Source organism: Streptomyces sp. NPDC026377, assembly GCF_055567715.1.
Genome location: NZ_JBVHPV010000005.1, coordinates 219,674 through 239,848, shown reverse-complemented (window position 1 = coordinate 239,848; position 20,175 = coordinate 219,674). Strand labels below are relative to the sequence as shown.

17 protein-coding genes are annotated in these 20,175 nt (G+C 72.8%); 7 read left to right on the top strand and 10 right to left on the bottom strand.

What is annotated here, in order from left to right:
- The first annotated feature begins 50 nt into the window (after window positions 1-50).
- The 3 genes from ACZ4MU_RS13545 to ACZ4MU_RS13535 all read left to right on the top strand — a co-directional run bounded on the left by ACZ4MU_RS13545 (window position 51) and on the right by ACZ4MU_RS13535 (window position 2,442).
- Window positions 51-416 carry a hypothetical protein gene (locus tag ACZ4MU_RS13545; RefSeq protein WP_467875070.1) on the top strand — a complete coding sequence of 122 codons (366 nt, stop codon included), beginning with the start codon at window positions 51-53 and terminating at the stop codon, window positions 414-416.
- 84 nt (window positions 417-500) lie between these two features.
- A complete protein-coding gene (locus tag ACZ4MU_RS13540) occupies window positions 501-902 on the top strand; it encodes a hypothetical protein (protein WP_467875067.1) in 402 nt (133 codons plus the stop codon).
- 127 nt (window positions 903-1,029) lie between these two features.
- Window positions 1,030-2,442: a S28 family serine protease gene (locus tag ACZ4MU_RS13535; RefSeq protein ID WP_467875064.1), complete on the top strand. Its 1,413-nt coding sequence runs from the start codon at window positions 1,030-1,032 to the stop codon at window positions 2,440-2,442.
- Between the two features lie 9 nt (window positions 2,443-2,451).
- Here the strand turns inward: ACZ4MU_RS13535 and ACZ4MU_RS13530 are convergent, their stop codons facing one another.
- The 6 genes from ACZ4MU_RS13530 to ACZ4MU_RS13505 all read right to left on the bottom strand — a co-directional run bounded on the left by ACZ4MU_RS13530 (window position 2,452) and on the right by ACZ4MU_RS13505 (window position 9,064).
- Window positions 2,452-3,039, bottom strand: a complete 588-nt coding sequence (locus ACZ4MU_RS13530) for a hypothetical protein (RefSeq protein WP_467875061.1) — start codon at window positions 3,037-3,039, stop codon at window positions 2,452-2,454.
- A 60-nt stretch (window positions 3,040-3,099) separates the two neighbouring features.
- Entirely contained in the window at window positions 3,100-4,920 is a 1,821-nt protein-coding gene (locus tag ACZ4MU_RS13525) for a glycoside hydrolase family 3 protein (RefSeq protein WP_467875058.1), read from the bottom strand.
- A gap of 151 nt (window positions 4,921-5,071) precedes the next feature.
- Complete coding sequence (locus ACZ4MU_RS13520; protein ID WP_467875055.1) at window positions 5,072-5,848, bottom strand: sugar phosphate isomerase/epimerase family protein; 777 nt, start codon at window positions 5,846-5,848, stop codon at window positions 5,072-5,074.
- On the bottom strand, window positions 5,845-6,729 hold the full coding sequence (locus tag ACZ4MU_RS13515) for a sugar phosphate isomerase/epimerase family protein (RefSeq protein ID WP_467875054.1): 885 nt from the start codon (window positions 6,727-6,729) through the stop codon (window positions 5,845-5,847). Before ACZ4MU_RS13515 ends, ACZ4MU_RS13520 begins: the two co-directional genes overlap by 4 nt.
- The gene (locus ACZ4MU_RS13510; RefSeq protein WP_467875051.1) at window positions 6,726-7,880 is read right to left on the bottom strand and encodes a dihydrodipicolinate synthase family protein; all 1,155 of its coding nucleotides are present in this window, start codon (window positions 7,878-7,880) and stop codon (window positions 6,726-6,728) included. The genes ACZ4MU_RS13515 and ACZ4MU_RS13510 overlap by 4 nt, the downstream gene beginning before the upstream one ends.
- Window positions 7,877-9,064 (bottom strand): Gfo/Idh/MocA family protein, encoded by a 1,188-nt coding sequence (locus tag ACZ4MU_RS13505; protein WP_467875522.1) that lies wholly within the window; start codon window positions 9,062-9,064, stop codon window positions 7,877-7,879. Before ACZ4MU_RS13505 ends, ACZ4MU_RS13510 begins: the two co-directional genes overlap by 4 nt.
- 252 nt (window positions 9,065-9,316) lie before the next feature.
- Between ACZ4MU_RS13505 and ACZ4MU_RS13500 the strand changes: the two genes are divergently transcribed.
- From ACZ4MU_RS13500 to ACZ4MU_RS13485, 4 genes are all read left to right on the top strand, one after another.
- Window positions 9,317-10,384 (top strand): LacI family DNA-binding transcriptional regulator, encoded by a 1,068-nt coding sequence (locus tag ACZ4MU_RS13500; RefSeq protein ID WP_467875049.1) that lies wholly within the window; start codon window positions 9,317-9,319, stop codon window positions 10,382-10,384.
- Window positions 10,385-10,599: 215 nt separating this feature from the next.
- The gene (locus ACZ4MU_RS13495) at window positions 10,600-11,406 is read left to right on the top strand and encodes an SDR family NAD(P)-dependent oxidoreductase (protein WP_467875046.1); all 807 of its coding nucleotides are present in this window, start codon (window positions 10,600-10,602) and stop codon (window positions 11,404-11,406) included.
- 332 nt (window positions 11,407-11,738) lie between these two features.
- Complete coding sequence (recD2, locus tag ACZ4MU_RS13490; protein ID WP_467875043.1) at window positions 11,739-13,967, top strand: SF1B family DNA helicase RecD2; 2,229 nt, start codon at window positions 11,739-11,741, stop codon at window positions 13,965-13,967.
- Between the two features lie 167 nt (window positions 13,968-14,134).
- Window positions 14,135-15,433, top strand: a complete 1,299-nt coding sequence (locus ACZ4MU_RS13485) for a citrate synthase (protein ID WP_101388377.1) — start codon at window positions 14,135-14,137, stop codon at window positions 15,431-15,433.
- Window positions 15,434-15,851: 418 nt separating this feature from the next.
- On the opposite strand, the gene ACZ4MU_RS13480 is transcribed toward ACZ4MU_RS13485, so the two are convergent.
- The 4 genes from ACZ4MU_RS13480 to ACZ4MU_RS13465 form a co-directional block, all read right to left on the bottom strand.
- A complete protein-coding gene (locus ACZ4MU_RS13480; RefSeq protein ID WP_467875520.1) occupies window positions 15,852-18,137 on the bottom strand; it encodes a heavy metal translocating P-type ATPase in 2,286 nt (761 codons plus the stop codon).
- Window positions 18,138-18,252: 115 nt separating this feature from the next.
- Window positions 18,253-18,564 carry a heavy-metal-associated domain-containing protein gene (locus tag ACZ4MU_RS13475; protein WP_467875040.1) on the bottom strand — a complete coding sequence of 104 codons (312 nt, stop codon included), beginning with the start codon at window positions 18,562-18,564 and terminating at the stop codon, window positions 18,253-18,255.
- A gap of 133 nt (window positions 18,565-18,697) precedes the next feature.
- Window positions 18,698-18,901 (bottom strand): helix-turn-helix transcriptional regulator, encoded by a 204-nt coding sequence (locus ACZ4MU_RS13470; RefSeq protein ID WP_467875039.1) that lies wholly within the window; start codon window positions 18,899-18,901, stop codon window positions 18,698-18,700.
- Between the two features lie 253 nt (window positions 18,902-19,154).
- Window positions 19,155-20,174, bottom strand: coding sequence for a Gfo/Idh/MocA family protein (locus ACZ4MU_RS13465; RefSeq protein WP_467875036.1), 1,020 nt, complete (start codon window positions 20,172-20,174; stop codon window positions 19,155-19,157).
- Window position 20,175: the final 1 nt, after the last annotated feature.

Below are 20,175 nucleotides of genomic sequence, written 5' to 3'. Positions count from 1 at the left end.
GAGTACCGGGGACGGTCCGCGCGGCGGGCCGTCCCCGGTTGGATCGGGGCATGACCACGAACACCGCGTCCACGCCCGCCCCCGCCCAGCGGCGCTCCCTGTCCCGGCTGCGTACGGCCGCCGTGCTCTCGGCGTTCGGGCTGATCCCGGCCGTCGTCCTGGTGGGGCTGGCCGTGGCCTGTTCCGAGCGGTTCTCCCGGTGTGTGACCTACGCCGACTACTACACGGACTGCGCCTCCCACGGGGCGAGCGGCACCCAGATGAGCTGGGCCCTGTGGGCCGCCGGTCTCGCGTTCGTCTTCGTCCTGGCCGTGCCCGACCGCGCCCGGCACGCCAAGGAACTGCGGACGGCGGGCCTGTGGATCCAGATACTCGCCGAGGCCGTCTTCGTGGCGATGATCGGGAGCAATGCCTGACCGGCCGCCCCGCCCGCCGCGCAACCGCCGGTAGCCTCCGCGCGTCCGTACTCACATACGCTCATGTGACGGAAGGAGGCAAGTGTGTTCGGTGGGGGAAGGCGGGGGCTGCGGGACCGGGCGGGACCGGGCCTGGCGGTCGTGCTGTCGACGGTGGCCCTGGCCGTGCTCGGCCCGGGCGCGGGCAGCGCCGACGCGGCGGCCTCGTGCGGCGGACGGCAGGTCAGGAAGGTCTCGTTCGCCACCGGCGAGCTGCGGGTCTACAAGACGCACGGCTACGCGTGCGCGGTGGCCGTGGCGAAGTCTCCCGGCGCCCGGCGGCAGATGTCGGTGACGATCCAGGCGCGCGGCGGCGGCCCGGTCTCCGACAGCGGCCGGTTCACCCGGCAGGCGGGCCCGGTCACCGTGCACGCCATCAACCGCTGTGTACGGGCCTCGGGCTCGGTGGCGGGCAGGGGCGGCTCGACGGGCTGGATCCTGTGCTGAGACGGCCCTGAGGACAGGATGACAACGCTGCCATGGGCCCGGTGGCACAACTGGGTCTGGTCGCACTGGTGTTGCCCCCGCTAGGTTCACGACGATCGCGTCACGTCGTGACCCCAGGGGAGAGTGCATGCGCAAGACGCTCAGATGGCTTCTTTCACTCGTCGTGCTCATAGGCACGGTGAGCGTGGCGGGAGCCACGGCAGGGGCGGCCACCGCCGCCGAGCCGGACATCAAGGACCGCATCCTGGCGATACCCGGGGTGAGCCTCGTCGAGGAGAAGCCCTACGCGGGCTACCGCTACTTCGTCCTCAACTTCACCCAGCCCGTGGACCACCACCGTCCCGGGGCGGGCACCTTCCAGCAGAGGATCACCCTGCTGCACAAGGACACCAGCCGCCCGACCGTCATGTACACCAGCGGCTACAACGTCTCGACCAACCCCAGCCGCAGCGAGCCGACCCAGATCGTGGACGGCAACCAGGTCTCGGTCGAGTACCGCTACTTCACCCCCTCCCGGCCCGCCCCGGCCGACTGGAGCAAGCTGGACATCTGGCAGGCGGCCAGCGACCAGCACCGCATCTTCCAGGCCCTCAAGCCCCTCTACGGCAAGAACTGGCTGACCACGGGCGGCTCGAAGGGCGGGATGACGGCGACGTACTACAAGCGCTTCTACCCCCGCGACATGGACGGCGTGGTGGCCTACGTCGCCCCCAACGACGTCGTCAACGACGAGGACTCCGCGTACGACCGCTTCTTCAAGACGGTCGGCACCAAGGAGTGCCGGGACAAGCTCCAGGCGGTGCAGCGCGAGGCGCTGGTGCGCCGCAAGCCGCTGGAGGCCAAGTACGCCGAGTACGCCAAGGCCAACGGCTACACCTTCACCACGACCGGCTCCCTCGACAAGTCGTACGAGGCGGTCGTGCTCGACTACGTGTGGGCCTTCTGGCAGTACAGCCTGCTGGCCGACTGCGCGACCGTCCCGGCGGACGCGCCGCACGCCACCGATCAGGCGATCTGGGACACGGTCGACACGATCTCCGGCTTCTCGTTCTACACCGACCAGGGCCTGGAGCCGTACACGCCGTACTACTACCAGGCCGGTACGCAGCTGGGCTCGCCCACCATCGAGCAGCCCTGGCTGCGCGGTCTGAGCCGCTACGGCTACCAGCCGCCGCGCCACTTCGTCCCGCGCTCCATCCCGATGCGCTTCCAGCCGCTGGCGATGGCGCACGTGGACACCTGGGTGCGCCACCACGCCGACCGCATGCTGTACGTGTACGGCCAGAACGACCCGTGGGGCGCGGAGCGCTTCCGTCTCGGGCGCGGGGCGCGTGACTCGTACGTGTTCACCGTCGCGGGCGGCAACCACGGCTCCAAGGTCGCGGGGCTGGCGGCCGGGGAGAAGTCGACGGCGACGTCGGCGATCCTGCGGTGGGCGGGCCTGCCGGCTGCGACCGCCGCAAAGGCCAGGCCGCTGGCGGCCTTCGACGCCCGGCTCGACCGCTCGTCCGTCGAGCGCGAGCCGACGCTGCGGCCGTAGCGCCACGGCTCACAGCCGCCGCGCACACCCCACCCTGTCCCCGCCTCCCGGCAGCCGCACGTACAGCGCCGTCGAGGCGGGGCAGTCGGGGCGGCGCGGCACCGCCGAAGTGACCTTGAACTCGGCGGCGTTGGGGCCCGACCCGTCGCACGGCGTCTCCTTCACCAGGTCCGGCCCCGCGTGGTACACGCAGTCGCCCACCACCGTGTAGGGGCCGCCGCCCATCCCCGGGTCGCCCGGGTGGGGCGCCTCCAGGTTGCGCATACAGGCGTAGCCGGAGGCGCCCTCGCCCCCGATGTACAGGACGAAGTCCGTCTCCGCCGGGCAGCCCGCCGCCCCGGCCGTCCGCGTCCCCTCCCGGCGCACCAGGACCCGGGCCACCGCCCGCTCGCTGGTGCACGCCACCTCGCGGAACGCCCGCCCGCGCGCCGCGCAGTCCCCGGCGCCGAGGAAGGTGGCGCCGAAGGGCGGCGGGACGGACGAGTCCGGGACGGCCGCGGCGCCCGGCTCCTGCCGGCAGCCCGTCAGGAGCAGCGTCCCGGCGCAGAACGCGGCCGAAACGGCCCGAACCAGTCTTGTGGCACCGTACTCGTACATGTCCGACCCCCCGCTCCAGCGTGACCTCTCACGCCGAGAACACGCCAGAGGGCCCGGGGGTTATCTCCGGTACGACAGCCCGTAGCCGATCGGGTACAGCACCCGGGCCGGATCGTCCCCGCGCGGCACCGCCACCGGCAGCCGCCCGGCGGGCTCGGCGCGGCCCGCGACGACCCGTACCGCGGCGCGCAGTTCGACATCGGTCCAGGAGTAGGTGGCGAGCGAGGCCGTGTATCCGCTGAGGTGCGCGATGTCGTACGGGTTGCGGAGCGCGAGGTGCACCACCGGCACACCGCTCGCGCCGAGCGCCGCCACCAGCCGGGCCTGCGCCCCGCCCGCTCCCGCGTTGTAGGTGCCCACGACCACCACGTCCTTGCCGCGCGCCGCCGCCACCGCCGCGTCGATCTGCGCCTGCGAGGGCAGGGTCCCGGTCGGCAGTGCGCTCGCGGTGAAGCCGAGTTCGGCGAAGGCCTCGGCGAGGACGGTCGTCGGGGGCCCGGTCGTCCCGGAGGGGGAGGCCGGGTCGGGGCCCACCACCAGGACGTCGCGGTGCAGGCGGCGGGAGAGCGGCAGCAGTCCTGCCGTGTTGGCGAGCAGGGTCGTGGTGCGCTCGGCCACCGCGTCGGCGGCGGCGAGGTGCGGCCGGGTGCCGACCACCCGGTCCACGGCCTCCCGCGAGACGTACGGGTGGCTGAACAGACCGCGCCGCTCCTTGAGTTCGAGCACCCGCAGGATCGATTCGTCCAGCCGGGCCTCGCTGATCTCGCCGCTGGTGACCGCCGCCATCACGCCGTTCCAGGCCACCGCCAGGTCCGGCGGGTTGAGCAGCTGGTCGGCCCCGGCCTTCAGGGCGAGCACCGGGACCCGGTCGTCGCCGTACTTGTCCCGGACGCCCTGCATGCCCAGCGAGTCGGTGACGATGACCCCACGGTAGCCGAGCTCCTCGCGCAGGATGCCGGTCAGGATCGGGTGCGACAGCGTCGCCGGGTCGTTGGTCGCGTCCAGCGCCGGGAACTGGATGTGCGCGGTCATGATCGAGTCGATCCCGGCGGCGACCGCGGCCCGGAAGGGCGGCGCGTCCAGCTCTTCCCACTGCTTTCGCGTGTGGGTGATCACCGGGATGCCGGTGTGGCTGTCGACCGTGGTGTCGCCGTGCCCGGGGAAGTGCTTGGCGGTCGCCGCGACCCCCGCCTCCTGGTAGCCGCGGACCTCGGCGGCGACCATCCGGGCCACCGCCGCCGGGTCGGCGCCGAAGGAGCGCACCCCGATGACGGGGTTGGCCGGGTTGACGTTCACATCGGCGTCGGGGGAGTAGTTCTGCCGGATGCCCAGCGCGCGCAGTTCGGCCCCGGCGACGCGTCCGAGAGTGCGGGCGTCGCGCGCCGACCCTCCGGCACCGAGCGCCATCGCGCCCGGGAAGAGGGTGGCGGGGCGGCCGACCCGGCACACGATGCCGTGTTCCTGGTCGGTGGCGATGAGCAGCGGTACGGGCGTGGCCTGGGACAGGCCCGCCCGCTGGATGCCGTTGGAGAGAGCGGCGATCTGGTGCGGGTCGCGGGTGTTGTGCGCCCAGGTGAAGTAGATGATCCCGCCGACGTGGTACCTGGCGATCAGCTCGGCGGCGGTGCGGACGCCCAGCTCGCTCAGGTTGGCGTCGATGTCGGCCTGGTCGGGCGCGGTCGCGGAGTGTCCGTACACCCGCATCACGAAGAGCTGGCCGACCTTCTCCGCCAGGGACATCCGGGAGACCAACCGGCGCAGCCGGGCGGCGGGGGCGCGCGGTGTTTCGGCGTACGCGGGGAGCGCGGGCCCCACGGCGGCCGCGGCGGCGCTCGCGGCGGCGCCGGTGAGGAGGGTGCGTCTGGAGGTGCGGTACGACACGGGCACTCCATCCCTAGGTCTGGAAGAAACTTCCAAACCGAACGGATAACCGGAAAGTTATTGCCGGTCAAGGGGGCGCGCACCGCCGGGCCCCGATCCGGGCGGGCGCGCCGAGGAGCGGGACGCCACGACGACACCCGGCCCGGGCGGATCAGCGGTGGACCAGAGCGGCCAGCCGCTCGCGCCCGGCCGTCAGCAGCCCCGGCAGCGCGGCCGCCTCCGGGTACCAGCGCTTCTCGTACTCCCAGCACAGCCAGTCCCCGGCCCCGAGCGGCGCCAGCGCCTGCGCCAGCGGCAGCACCCCGGCCCCGAGCGGCAGCGGCGTGGTGTCCTCGGCCGATGCGATGTCCTTGACCTGGACGTACCCCAGGTGCGGGGCGAGGGCGGCGTACGAATCGGCGGGGCTCTCGCCGCCGAGCCAGGTGTGCATCACGTCCCACAGGGCCCCGGCGGAGGGCGAGCCGACCCGGTCGAGGACGCGCGCGACGGCCGCGCCCGTGCGGTGCGAGTCGTGCGTCTCCAGCAGGACGCGCACCCCCCGCTCGGCGGCGAGCGCGCACACCGAACGCAGCCGCCGCACGGCGATCTCGTCGTCGTCCGGGCCGCCCCGGCCGCCGGGGAAGACCCGCACGTACGGGGCGCCGAGGTCGTGCGCGAGGTCCACCAGCGCCTCGGCCGGCTCGGTGTCGTCGGGGTCGGCCACGCGCGCGTAACCGGCGACGGTGAGCACGCTCACGCCGTGCGCCGCGAACTCCTCGGCCACCGCCGCCCGTTGGCGGGCGTCCAGGCCGGGGTGGACCGGCTCCTCGGGGTGGGCGCGCAGCTCCACCCCGTCGTAGCCGTGCGCGACGGCGAGGCGCGCCACCTCGGCGACGGGCAGGCCCGGCACCCCGAGGGTGGAGAACGCGTACCGCGTCCGCCCGCTCATCGGCCCGCCCGCCCGGCCGGGGCGCCGAGGGGCGCCGCCGGTCCGCCCCGCACCACGGCCGTGAACCGCTCCACCGTCTCCCTCAGCACCGCCACCCCGTCCCGCCCCCACAGCTCCTCGTTGAACAGCTCGACCTCCACCGGGCCGGTGTAGCCCGCCGCGCCGACGCGTTCGTACCACGCCGGGAGGTCGATCACCCCGTCCCCGAGCTGGCCCCGGCCGGTCAGGACCCCGGCGGGCAACGGGGTGATCCAGTCGGCCAGTTGGAAGGAGTGGATCCGGCCGGCCGCCCCGGCGCGGGCCACCGCCGCCGGGGCCAGGTCGTCCCACCAGAGGTGGTAGGTGTCCACGACCACCCCCACCTCCCGCGCCGGGAACCGCTCCGCGAGTTCCAGGGCCTGGCCGAGGGTGGAGACGACACAGCGGTCCGAGGCGTACATCGGGTGCAACGGCTCGATCGCCAGCCGTACGCCCCGGGCGCGCGCGTACGGCCCCAACTCGGCCAGCGCGTCCGCGACCCGCTCGCGCGCGCCGGCCAGGTCCCGGCTGCCCTCGGGCAGTCCACCCGAGACCAGCACCAGGGTGTCGGTGCCCAGCGCCGCCGCCTCGTCGAGCGCCGCCCGGTTGTCGTCCATCGCCCTCGCGCGCGCGAGGGGCTCGCTCGCGGTGAAGAAGCCGCCCCGGCACAGGGTGGTGACGTCCAGTCCGGCGTCCCGCACCAGCCGCGCGGCCGCCTCCACGCCGTACGCCCGCACGGGTTCGCGCCACAGCCCCACACCCGCAACGCCCGCCTCGGCGCAGGCGCGGACCAGGTCGGGCAGCGGGAGCTGCTTCACGGTCATCTGGTTGATGCTGAGGCGGGACAGGGGGGCGTGGCTCATGAGGTGACTCCGTGGACCGTGAGCAGGGCGCGCATCCGGGAGGCGGCCGCCTCCGGGTCCGGGAACAGGCCGAGGCCGTCGGCCAGTTCGTAGGCCCGCGCCAGATGCGGCAGTGAGCGGGCCGACTGGAGGCCGCCGACCATGGTGAAGTGGTCCTGGTGGCCCGCGAGCCACGCGAGCAGGACCACCCCGGTCTTGTAGAAGCGGGTCGGCGCCCCGAAGAGGTGGCGGGCGAGGCCGACCGTCGGGTCCAGGCGCTTGCGGAAGCCCGCCGGATCGGCCGCGTCCAGCGCCCGTACCGCGTCCGTCGCGAGCGGGCCCAGCGGATCGAAGATCCCCAGCAGGGCGTGGCTGAAGCCCTCATCGTCGCCCTCGATCAGCTCGGGGTAGTGGAAGTCGTCCCCGGTGTAGCACTTCACCCCGTCCGGCAGCCGACGCCGCAGCTCCACCTCGCGGCCGGCGTCCAGGAGCGACACCTTCACCCCGTCGATCCTCCCCGCGTGGGCGGCGACGATCGCCAGGAACGTCTCGGTGGCCGCGTCGAGGTCGGCCGAGCCCCAGTAGCCCGCCAGCGCCGGGTCGAACATCGGGCCGAGCCAGTGCAGGATCACCGGCCGCCCGGTCTGCTCCAGCAGCCGTCCGTACACCGCCCGGTAGTCCTCCGGGCCGCGGGCCACCGCCGCCAGCGCGCGCGAGGCCATCAGGACCGCCTGGGCGCCGGCGCCCTCGACGACGGCGAGCTGCTCCTCGTACGCGGCCCGCACCTCGTCCAGTGAGGCCGCCCCCGCCAGCTGGTCGGTGCCCGCTCCACAGGCGATCCGCCCGCCGACCGCGCGGGCCTCGGCGGCCGAGCGCCGGATCAGCTCGGCGGCCGTGGGCCAGTCCAGACCCATCCCGCGCTGGGCGGTGTCCATGGCCTCCGCCACCGCCAGCCCGTGCGACCACAGATGGCGGCGGAAGGCGAGCGTGCTCTCCCAGTCGAGGGCGGCCGGGCCCCCGGGCGCGGTCTCGGCGTACGGGTCGGCGACGACGTGCGCGGCGGAGAAGACCGTACGGGACAGCGGCGGGCCGCCCGGGGCGACGGCGACCGGGTCCGGGCGCGGCTCGTACCGCAGGAGCGTGCCGTCCGCGCGCGGCAGCAGCAGGCTCACAGCACGATCTCCGGCACCGCGAGGCGGCGGCCCTCGGCGGAGGACCGCAGCCCCAGCTCGGCCAGCTGCACCCCGCGCGCGCCCGCCAGCAGGTCCCAGCGGTAGGGGGTGCCGAGTGCCACATGGCGCAGGAACAGCTCCCACTGCGCCTTGAAGCCGTTGTCGAACCCGGCGTTGTCCGGCACCCGCTGCCACTGCGCGCGGAACTCCTCGGTCGCGGGCAGGTCCGGGTTCCACACCGGCTTGGGGGTGGCGGCCCGGTGCTGGACGCGGCAGGTGCGCAGCCCCGCCACCGCCGAGCCCTCGGTGCCGTCCACCTGGAACTCGACCAGCTCGTCCCGGTGCACCCGGACCGCCCAGGAGGAGTTGATCTGGGCGACCGCGCCGCCCTCCAGCTGGAAGATCCCGTAGGCGGCGTCGTCGGCCGTCGCGTCGTAGGGCTTGCCGCTCTCGTCCCAGCGCTGCGGGATGTGCGTGGTCGCCAGCGCCTGTACGGAGGTGACGCGGCCGAAGAGCTCGTGCAGGACGTACTCCCAGTGCGGGAACATGTCGACGACGATGCCGCCGCCGTCCTGGGCGCGGTAGTTCCACGAAGGGCGCTGGGCCTCCTGCCAGTCGCCCTCGAAGACCCAGTAGCCGAACTCGCCGCGCACCGACAGGATCCGCCCGAAGAAGCCGCCGTCGATGAGCCGCTTCAGCTTCAGCAGGCCCGGCAGGAAGAGCTTGTCCTGGACGACGCCGTGCTTGACCTGGGCATCCCGGGCGAGCCTGGCCAGCTCCAGGGCACCGGACAGGCCCGTCGAGGTGGGCTTCTCGGTGTAGACGTGCTTGCCCGCGGTGATCGCCCTGGCCAGGGCCTCCTCGCGGGCGGAGGTGACCTGGGCGTCGAAGTAGATCTCCACGGAGTCGTCCGCGAGCACCGCGTCCAGGTCCGTGGACCAGTGGGCGAGCCCGTGGCGTCCGGCGATGTCCCGCAGCGCGGACTCCCGGCGGCCCACCAGGACCGGCTCGGGCCACAGCACCGTGCCGTCGCCGAGGTCGAGGCCGCCCTGGTCGCGCAGGGCGAGCAGGGAGCGTACGAGGTGCTGGCGGTAGCCCATCCGGCCGGTGACGCCGTTCATGGCGATCCGCACGGTCCGGCGCGCGGACGCCGGGGACGCCGGGGGCGTCGGGCTCGCGGGCATCGGTGGCGTCGGGTGGGCGGATGCCGGTGGCGTCGGATGGGCAGACGTCGGTGTCATCTGAAGTCCCCTTCGTCCCATCGGCCCCCTTCGTTCAGGGGCGCCGGGGGTGGCGGTGATCGAGCGGCGATTCACTGGTAACCGGCGTAGCAAGCGCTTTCTATCGAGGGGGACGCTAGCCTGCGCACAGCGCCGCCGACAAGAGGCGCGCGGCGGACCACTCCACGTGCCCACGAGACGTGCCCGGAGGCAGAGATGACAGCGACCCTGGCGGATGTGGCGGCGCGCGCCCGGGTGTCCCCGGCGACCGTCTCGCGGGTGCTCAACGGCAACTACCCGGTCGCCGCGGCCACCCGCGAACGCGTCCTGCGGGCCGTGGACGAGCTGGACTACGTCCTGAACGGGCCCGCGAGCTCCCTCGCCGCCGCCACCTCCGACCTGGTCGGCATACTCGTCAACGACATCGCCGACCCCTTCTTCGGGATCATGGCGGGCGCCGCCCAGTCCGAGATCGGCGGCAGCCCCGGGCCCCGCGAGAAGCTGGCGGTGGTCTGCAACACCGGCGGTTCGCCCGAGCGCGAACTCACCTATCTCACTCTGCTCCAGCGCCAGCGCGCGGCGGCCGTCATCCTCACCGGCGGCGCCCTGGAGGACCCCGCGCACGCGGCGGCGGTCGCGGCCAAGCTGGGGCGGCTCGCGGAGGCGGGGGCGCGGATCGTCCTGTGCGGACGGCCCCCGCTGGCCCTCACCGGGCCCGGCGGCGAGGCGCGGAGCGCCGGACCGGCCACGGCGACGCTCACCTTCGACAACCGGGGCGGCAGCCGCCGCCTGACGGAGCATCTGCTCGGCCTGGGCCACCGCCGCATCGGCTATGTGGCGGGCCCCGAGGAGCGCACCACGACCCGGCACCGCGTCGAGGGCCACCTCGCGGCGCTCGCGGACGCGGACGTGGCGCCGGGCCCGCTCGTGCACGGCTCGTACGACCGCCGCTCCGGCTATGACGCCACCAATGAACTCCTGCGCCGGGACCCGTCGTTGACGGCCGTCGTGGCCGCCAACGACACGGTCGCGCTCGGCGTCTGCGCGGCCCTGCGGGACCGGGGGCTGTCCGTCCCGGACGGCGTGTCGGTGGCGGGCTTCGACGACCTCCCGTTCAGCGCGGACGCGGTCCCGGCCCTGACGACCGTACGGCTGCCGCTGTACGAGGCGGGGGCGCGGGCGGGCCGGCTCGCGATGGGCAAGGAGCCGGTGCCGCCGGGCGGGATCGCCACGGTGCACGCGGAGCTGATGGTCCGGGGCTCGACGGGACGCACGCGCGCGTAGCGGGGGCGGTGACGGGGCGAGTGGTTCTCCCCAAGGCGGCACGCGCGTACGCGCGCGCGTGGCGGCAGCCGGAGGGGGCTTTTCGGGGGTGCGGCCGGGGCGGAGTTCGCTGACGGATTCCCGCCAGCCGATGGGGGCGCGGCCGAGCAGGATCGTGGGCACGGCCTCCGGTTCGCCCCCTTCGGGGGCAAGGCCGCCACCAAGGGAGACACCCCATGGACCTGCACCTTTCCGGCCGCACCGCGCTCGTCACGGGCGCATCGAAGGGCATCGGCCTCGCCGTGGTGAGCACCCTGCTGGACGAGGGCGCGCGCGTGGTCGCGGTCTCCCGCCGCACCAGCCCGGAGCTGGAGAAGCTGGCCCGGCCCGGCCTGGTCCACGTATCCGCCGACCTCATGGATCCCGCGGCCCCCGCGCGCGTGGTGGCCCGTACGGTCGAGGAGTTCGGTGGGCTGGACGTCCTGGTCAACAACGCGGGCGGCCCGCCGCCCGGCGTGTCCCTGCCGCGCACCTCGTTCCTGGACGCGGACGACCCGGACTGGTCCGCGATCTTCGAGTTCAACCTGTTCTCGGCGGTACGGACGGTCCGCGCCGCCCTGCCGCACCTGCTCGCCGACGGCGGCGGCTCGGTCGTCACCGTCTCCACGGCCCTGGCCCGCCAGCCCGCCGTCGGCAACGCCGAGTACGGATCGGCCAAGGCGGCCCTGACCAACCTCACCAAGGTCCTGTCGGAGGAGTACGCCCCGCAGGGCGTCCGCTTCAACACCGTCTCGCCCGGGGCGGTACGGACCGCGTGGTGGACCGAGGAGGGCGGCGCGGCCGATGTGATCGCGGCCCTGGCGGGCTCGGACCGCGACACGGTGATGGACACCCTGGCGCCGCAGATGATGAACATGGTGACCGGCCGCCTGGTGACCCCGCAGGAGGTGGCCGACGCGGTCGCCCTGCTGGTCTCGCCGAGGTCGGGCAGCACGACGGGGGTGGACCTCGTGGTGGACGGGGGCTATCTCAAGGCGGCGTGAGACCGGACGGCGGCGGAAAGACCCGACTGCCCCCTTTGTCGGTATCTGAAGATTCCGGAAAAATAACTGCCCGCAGTTGTACAACCCTTCTGGCGTGACGGGTGTCTTAGTTGGCGTCGGTGTTCCGGGGAGGGATCCGGGGGGGTCCGAGGGGACGCCGGCAGGGGAGGGAATGGGGAGGGAATCGAGGGGCCCGGTCATACGGACCGGGCCCCCTTGAATGTCCCGCGCGCGGGCCCGTGCGCGTCCCGGACCCGCCGAACGCCCGGGCCGCCCGGGAAAGTTGTCCACAGGCGCTCCGCGGTGTCCGAGGCCCCGGGTAGCGTCGGATCATGTCCAATCTCGCGGTGCTCGAAGGGGTCCTGGAGCGGATCACCTATGCCAACGAGGAGAACGGCTACACGGTCGCCCGGGTCGACACCGGGCGCGGCGGTGGCGACCTCCTGACGGTGGTGGGCTCGCTGCTGGGCGCACAGCCGGGCGAATCCCTGCGGATGGAGGGCCGCTGGGGCTCCCACCCGCAGTACGGCAAGCAGTTCACGGTGGAGAACTACACGACGGTCCTGCCCGCCACCATCCAGGGCATCCGGCGCTACCTCGGCTCAGGCCTCATCAAGGGCATCGGCCCCCGCATCGCCGACCGCATCGTGGAGCACTTCGGCACGGACACGCTCGACGTCATCGAGCAGCAGCCGGGTCGCCTGGTGGAGGTGCCCGGCCTCGGCCCCAAGCGCACCAAGCTGATCGGGGCCGCCTGGGAGGAACAGAAGGCCATCAAGGAAGTGATGGTCTTCCTCCAGGGCGTCGGCGTCTCCACCTCCATCGCCGTGCGCATCTACAAGAAGTACGAGGACGCCTCGATCTCCGTGGTGAGGAACCAGCCCTACCGGCTGGCCGCCGACGTCTGGGGCATCGGCTTCCTCACCGCCGACCGCATCGCCCAGGCGGTCGGCATCCCGCACGACAGCCCGGAGCGCGTCAAGGCCGGCCTGCAGTACGCCCTGTCCCAGTCCACCGACCAGGGCCACTGCTTCCTGCCCGAGGAGCAGTTGATCGCGGACTCGGTCAAGCTCCTCCAGGTCGACACCGGCCTGGTGATCGACTGCCTGGGCGAGCTGGTCGCCGAGGAGGGCGTCGTCCGCGAGGCGGTGCCCGGGCCGCAGGGCGGGGCCGAGCGGGTCAACGCCGTCTATCTGGTCCCCTTCCACCGCGCCGAGCTCTCCCTGGCCGCCCAGGTCGTCCGGCTGCTGCGCACCGGCGAGGACCGGATGCCCGGCTTCCAGGACGTGGACTGGGAGCGGGCCCTGTCCTGGCTCGCCCACCGCACCGGCGCCGAGCTCGCCCCCGAGCAGCAGGAGGCCGTGCGGCTCGCCCTCACCAGCAAGGTCGCGGTGCTCACCGGCGGCCCCGGCTGCGGCAAGTCCTTCACCGTGCGCTCGGTCGTGGAGCTGGCCCGCGCCAAGAAGGCCAAGGTGGTGCTCGCCGCACCCACCGGCCGCGCCGCCAAGCGGCTCGCCGAGCTCACCGGAGCCGAAGCCTCCACCGTCCACCGCCTGCTGGAGCTGAAGCCGGGCGGTGACGCGGCGTACGACAAGGACCGCCCACTCGACGCCGACCTGGTGGTGATCGACGAGGCCTCGATGCTCGACCTGCTGCTCGCCAACAAGCTGGTGAAGGCGGTCGCCCCGGGCGCGCACCTGCTGATGGTCGGGGACGTGGACCAGCTGCCCTCGGTCGGTGCGGGCGAGGTGCTGCGGGATCTGCTCGCCGAGGGCGGCCCGGTGCCACGGGTGCGGCTGACCAGGATCTTCCGCCAGGCCCAGCAGTCCGGCGTGGTCACCAACGCCCACCGCATCAATTCGGGGGTCCCCCCGCTCACCCAGGGCCTCAGCGACTTCTTCCACTTCGTGGAGGAGGAGACCGAGGACGCCGGGCGGCTCGCGGTGGACGTGGCCGCGCGCCGCATCCCCGCCAAGTTCGGGCTCGACCCCCGGCGCGATGTGCAGGTGCTCGCCCCGATGCACCGCGGCCCGGCGGGCGCGGGCACCCTCAACGGCCTCCTCCAGCAGGCCATCACCCCCGCCCGCCCCGACCTGCCCGAGAAGCGGTTCGGCGGAAGGGTGTTCCGGGTGGGCGACAAGGTCACCCAGATCCGGAACAATTACGAGAAGGGCGAGAACGGTGTCTTCAACGGCACCGTGGGCGTGGTGACCGCGCTCGACCTGGACGAACAGCGGCTGACCGTGCTGACGGACGAGGACGAGGAGGTGGGTTACGACTTCGACGAACTGGACGAGCTGGCCCATGCCTACGCGGTCACGATCCACCGCTCGCAGGGCAGCGAGTATCCGGCGGTGGTGATCCCGGTCACCACCGGCGCGTGGATGATGCTCCAGCGGAACCTGCTCTACACGGCGGTGACCCGCGCCAGAAAACTCGTCGTCCTGGTGGGGTCCCGCAAGGCGATCGGCCAGGCAGTGCGTACGGTTTCCGCAGGCAGACGCTTTACCGCACTCGCTCATCGGCTGTCAGGAGGGCCCTTGGTGGGAAACATCACCTAGGGCTTCCAGAACCGGGGCGAAGGGGGCAGGATGAGCAGGTTGACGGCACTGAGTGCCGCTAATAAGCCCAATGGGCGACCCCGAGTGCACTCTGCTGAGCCAAATGGGGGATGGTAGAGACAGTCAGGGCACCTCGAAGAAGAGGCACTACGTCGGTGAGGGATGACGTGAGCGAGAACGCTAACAACGCTGTAGTACTGCGGTTCGGCGATGGCGAGTACACCTACCCGGTGATCGACAGCACCGTCGGCGACAAGGGCTTCGACATCGGGAAGCTCCGGGCCCAGACCGGTCTCGTGACCCTGGACAGCGGATACGGCAACACTGCCGCCTATAAATCCGCCATTACCTACCTCGACGGCGAGCAGGGCATTCTGCGCTACCGCGGATACCCGATCGAGCAGCTCGCCGAGCGCTCGACCTTCCTGGAGGTCGCGTACCTCCTCATCAACGGCGAGCTGCCGACGGTCGACCAGCAGTCGACGTTCAAGAGCGAGATCACCCAGCACACGCTGCTGCACGAGGACGTCAAGCGCTTCTTCGACGGCTTCCCGCGTGACGCCCACCCGATGGCCATGCTGTCCTCGGTCGTCTCGGCGCTGTCCACCTTCTACCAGGACAGCCACAACCCGTTCGACGAGAAGCAGCGCCATCTCTCGACGATCCGGCTGCTCGCCAAGCTTCCGACGATCGCGGCGTACGCGTACAAGAAGTCGATCGGTCACCCGTTCGTCTACCCGCGCAACGACCTCGGCTACGTCGAGAACTTCCTGCGGATGACGTTCTCGGTCCCGGCGCAGGAGTACGAGCTTGACCCGGTCGTCGTCTCGGCGCTGGACAAGCTGCTCATCCTGCACGCGGACCACGAGCAGAACTGCTCGACCTCCACCGTGCGCCTGGTCGGCTCCTCGCAGGCGAACATGTTCGCCTCGATCTCCGCCGGCATCAGCGCCCTGTGGGGCCCCCTGCACGGTGGCGCCAACCAGTCGGTCCTGGAGATGCTGGAAGGCATCCAGGCCAACGGCGGCGACGTCGACTCCTTCATCCGCAAGGTGAAGAACAAGGAGGACGGCGTCCGGCTCATGGGCTTCGGCCACCGGGTCTACAAGAGCTTCGACCCGCGCGCGAAGATCATCAAGGCTGCCGCGCACGACGTCCTGTCGGCCCTCGGCAAGTCCGACGAGCTGCTGGACATCGCGCTGAAGCTGGAGGAGCACGCGCTCTCCGACGACTACTTCGTCTCGCGCAACCTGTACCCGAACGTGGACTTCTACACGGGTCTGATCTACCGCGCGATGGGCTTCCCGACCGAGATGTTCACGGTGCTGTTCGCGCTCGGCCGCCTGCCGGGGTGGATCGCCCAGTGGCACGAGATGATCAAGGAGCCCGGCTCCCGCATCGGCCGCCCGCGCCAGATCTACACGGGTGAGGTCCTGCGCGACTTCGTGCCGGTCGAGGCCCGCTAGGCGCTTCGCCGGGGTGCGGTGGTCCGGCCGTGGCTCCGCCGTGGCCGGTCGCGCAGTTCCCCGCGCCCCTTGGGGGGTGCCCCCGCCCGGGAGGCGAACCGAGCCTCAAAAACTTACAGAAGCGCCCCGCCCACCAATCCCCCCACGGGTTGGCGGGCGGGGCGCTTCCCCTATACCCGGTGCGGATTCCCCCCACGGGATCCGGCCGGGAGCCCGGCGGTCTGCCGGGGTACGTACGTCACGGGTGGGCCGCTCAAAGCTCCCCGTGGTACGTGCCCCGGCCAACGCGCTGCCTGGAACGTCCCCCAAGACATTCCATGGACGTCCCCCAAGACATCCTCGGCATCGCCCACTTAGACTCCCGAACCGGTCCGATGGTTACCTCATAATCTCTGTGATCTAGCTCTCTTTGTGGAGATCAGGTGAAGGAGCGCAACCGTAGGCTGTTGGTTACCACGAAGACCGAGGAGAACGCCATAGCCGCGCCCGCGATCATAGGGTTCAGCAGGCCCGCCGCGGCGAGCGGAACCGCGGCCACGTTGTAGCCGAAGGCCCAGAACAGGTTGCCCTTGATGGTCGACAGGGTCCTGCGGGAGAGCCGGATCGCGTCGGCCGCCACCCGCAGATCCCCCCGAACGAGGGTCAGGTCGGACGCCTCTATCGCCGCGTCGGTCCCGGTGCCCATGGCGAGCCCCAGATCCGCGGTGGCCAGTGCCGCCGCGTCGTTGACGCCGTCGCCCACCATCGCCACCGAACGGCCCTGCGCCTGGAGGCGCTTGATCACGTCGACCTTCTCCTCGGGCAGCACCTCCGCGTGGACGTCCTCGGCGGCGATCCCGACCCGGGCCGCCACCGCCTCGGCCACCGCCCGGTTGTCCCCGGTCAGCAGCACCGGCCGCAGCCCGAGGCCGCGCAGCATGGCCACCGCCTCGGCACTGGTCTCCTTCACCGTGTCGGCGACGGTCAGCACGCCCCGGGCGGCCCCGTCCCAGGCCACCACGACCGCCGTACGCCCCTCGGCCTCGGCGGCCGCCTTGGCGGCGGCGAGCGGGGCGGGCAGCTCGACGCCCCGTCCCACGAAGACCGTGTGCCCCTCGACCACGCCCTCGACCCCGCGCCCGGGCAGGTTGCGGAAGGACTCGGGGACGGGCAGCTCTCCCGCCCGCTCGACGGCGCCCTCCGCGATCGCGCGGGCGATGGGGTGCTCGGAGGCGTGCTCCAGGGCGCCCGCGTACCGCAGGAGCTCCTTGTCGTCGGCGCCCTCGGCCGCGTACACGTCGTACAGGCTCATCCGGCCCGTGGTGACCGTGCCGGTCTTGTCCAGGACGACGGTGTCGACGCGGCGGGTGGACTCCAGCACCTCGGGGCCCTTGATGAGGATGCCGAGCTGGGCGCCCCTGCCGGTGCCGACCATCAGCGCGGTCGGGGTCGCGAGCCCCAGGGCGCACGGGCAGGCGATGATCAGGACCGCGACGGCGGCCGTGAAGGAGGCGGTGATGTCGTCGGTGGCCAGCAGCCAGCCCGCCAGCGTGCCGAGCGAGACGAGCAGCACGATCGGCACGAAGACGCCGGAGATGCGGTCGGCCAGGCGCTGGACCTCGGCCTTGCCGTTCTGCGCGTCCTCCACCAGGCGTGCCATACGGGCCAGCTGGGTGTCGGCGCCGATCCGGGTCGCCTCGACGACGAGGCGGCCGCCGACGTTGACGGTGGCGCCCGTGACGCCGTCGCCCGCGCTCACGTCGACCGGGACGGACTCGCCGGTCAGCATGGACGTGTCCACGGCGGACGCGCCCTCCACGACCGTGCCGTCGGTGGCGACCGTCTCACCGGGCCGCACCACGAACCGGTCCCCGACCCGCAACTCCGCGATGGGAAGGCGCACTTCGCGCCCCTCCCGCAGTACGGCCACGTCCTTGGCGCCGAGTTCGAGCAGCGCCCGCAGGGCCGCGCCCGCCTTGCGCTTGGAGCGGGCCTCCAGGTAGCGGCCGAGCAGGATGAAGGTGACGACTCCGGCGGCGACCTCCAGGTAGATGGTGGACGCGCCGTCCGCGCGGCTGACGGTGGCGTCGAAGCCGTGGCGCATCGCGGGCATCCCCGCGTCACCGAAGAACAGCGCCCACAGCGACCAGAGGAAGGCGGCGAGGGTGCCCACCGAGACGAGGGTGTCCATGGTGGCCGAGCCGTGGCGCAGATTGGTCCAGGCGGCCCGGTGGAAGGGCAGCGCGCCCCAGACCACGACGGGCGCGGCCAGGGTGAGGCTCAGCCACTGCCAGTTGTCGAACTGGAGCGAGGGCACCATGGCCAGCAGCACCACGGGCGCGGCGAGCAGGGCCGAGACCTGGAGCCGTCGGCGCAGTGCGGCGAGCGCCCGCGCGGCGCGGCTCTCGGCGGCGCCCACTGCCTCGGCCCGTGCGTCGGCCCGTGCGTCGGTGCGGGGCGCGGGCGGCTGCTCCTGCTCCCGCGCCTGTGTCCCGGCCCGCGCCCGCGGTGTGGCCGAGGTGGGTGGCGGGGGCTCCGGCGGGGGCGGCGCGAGTGACTCGGCGGTGTACCCCATCTTGGTCACCGTCGCGACGAGGCCCGCCACCTCGACGCCGTCGGTGAAGGCGACCTTCGCCTTCTCGGTCGCGTAGTTGACGCTGGCCTCGACCCCGTCCAGCCGGTTCAGCTTCTTCTCGATACGGGCCGCGCACGAGGCGCAGGTCATACCGCCGATGGTCAGCTCGACCGTGTTCGTTTCCACGTGGACTCCTGAAAAAGAGACCGGGCCGCACGGCGCGGATGCGCTGGTCGTACGGCCCGGAAGAGGAAGATCGGGCCGCTCAGGCCCGGCCGACCAGCTCGAAGCCGGCCTCGTCGACCGCCGCGCGCACGGCTTCGTCGTCCAGCGGCGCCGCCGAGACGACGGTCACCTCGCCGGTGGCGGCGACGGCCTTCACCGAGCCGACGCCGGCGATCTCGCCGATCTCACCCGACACGGCGCCCTCGCAGTGCCCGCAGGTCATCCCGGAGACCTTGTAGACGGTGGTGACGGAGCCGACCTGGACGTCGGCCGGGCCCTCGCTGTGGCAGGAGCCGGCGGGCGAGCAGCAGGAGCCGGTCGTGCTGGCGGCGGCTTCGGTCTCGGCGGTCATGGACTTCTCCTCTTCGGGGGTACGGATTCCATGGTGCACCAGGGGGTCACGAGAAGGCCGGGACCCGCTGACAGGCTCCACGATATACCCCTGGGGGGTATTAATCCACTACCGGTCCGTGCGGACTCCTCAGTCAGTCGTTGCCCCGGCGGCCCCGGTTCCCGGGGCGGCGGGCGACCCAGGTGCGGATGGTGTCGGCGTACCAGAAGGGCTTGCCGTTCTCGACGAGGTCGGGGGCGGGCAGCAGCCCGTGTTTGCGGTACGAGCGGACCGTGTCCGGCTGGACCCGGATGTGCGCGGCGATCTCCTTGTACGACCACAGTCGTCGGTCGGTCATGGTGGACACCTCCCTGCGTGCGCCGCAGCGGCGGTCTGGCGGCCGTCGGGGGAGCTGGGCGCGGACAGTTGACGATCACTCAGCCTGTGCCCGTTGAACGACGGAGAGTGAAGGCTGGGGTGCGGCTGTCGACCCTCTGTGACGCAAGACCCGCGTAATGGAGACATGTGTGACAGGAAAGGGATGGTTGTGACAGGGGTGACGAATGGGGCGGGCCGGGGGAGTGCCCCGGCCCGCCCCTGGGTCCCGCCCGCTACGCGTACAGCCCCGGCATCTCCCGTGCCGGTTCCACGCGCTCCCGCCCGCCCGAGCGCTGGGCCCGTACGCCCGCCTCGCAGACCACGGCCGCCATGTAGCCGTCCCAGGTGCTCGGGCCCTCGACGCGGCCCCGGCGGGTGGCGTCGACCCACGCCCGCACCTCGCGGTCGTACGCGTCGGCGAAGCGGGCCGTGAAGTCCTGCGGGAGCTCGCCGCCCCAGCGCCCGCCCGCGCGGACGACCGGGCCCGTCCCGGCGCCGACGGAGGCGGCCCCGCGCTCGCAGACCGCCTCGCAGCGCACCTCGTACCCGAAGCCGCAGTTGACGAAGATCTCGACGTCGACGACCGCGCCCCCGGCCGTCTCGAAGAGCACCAGCTGCGGGTCGCCCAGGCCCTCGGGGACGTACGAGGAGGGGCGCGGGCGCAGCACCTGGACGGCGGTGAGCTCCTGGCCGAGCAGCCAGCGTGCCGCGTCGGCCTCGTGGACCACGGAGTCGCGGATCAGCATCTCGGTGGTGAAGAACGAGGGGGAGGAGGCGTTGCGGTGGCGGCAGTGCAGGAACAGCGGGCGACCGAGCCCGCCCTCGTCGAGCAGCGCCTTCAAGCGGGTGAACTCCGCGTCGTAGCGCCGCATGAACCCCACCTGCACCAGGCGCCGTCCCAGCCGGGTCTCGGCCTCCAGGACCCGCAGGGCTCCCTCCGGGTCCGGCGTGAGCGGCTTCTCGCACAGCACGGGCAGCCCGCGCCGGAACGCCTCCAGGAGCGCGCTCTCGTGGGCGGGCCCCGAGGAGGCGATCAGGACCGCGTCCACGCCCGGTGCGGCCATCGCGGCGGCCGGGTCGGTGTGGGCGGTGCAGCCCTCGACCGGGCCCGCCACCTCCCTGGCGCGCTCGCCGTCGATGTCCGCGACGGCGGCGACCCGGGCCCCGCCGGTCACGGTGGTGAGGCGGCGCACATGGTCGGCGCCCATCTTCCCGGTGCCGATGACGGCGATCCCGAGCGGTGCGGAGGCCATC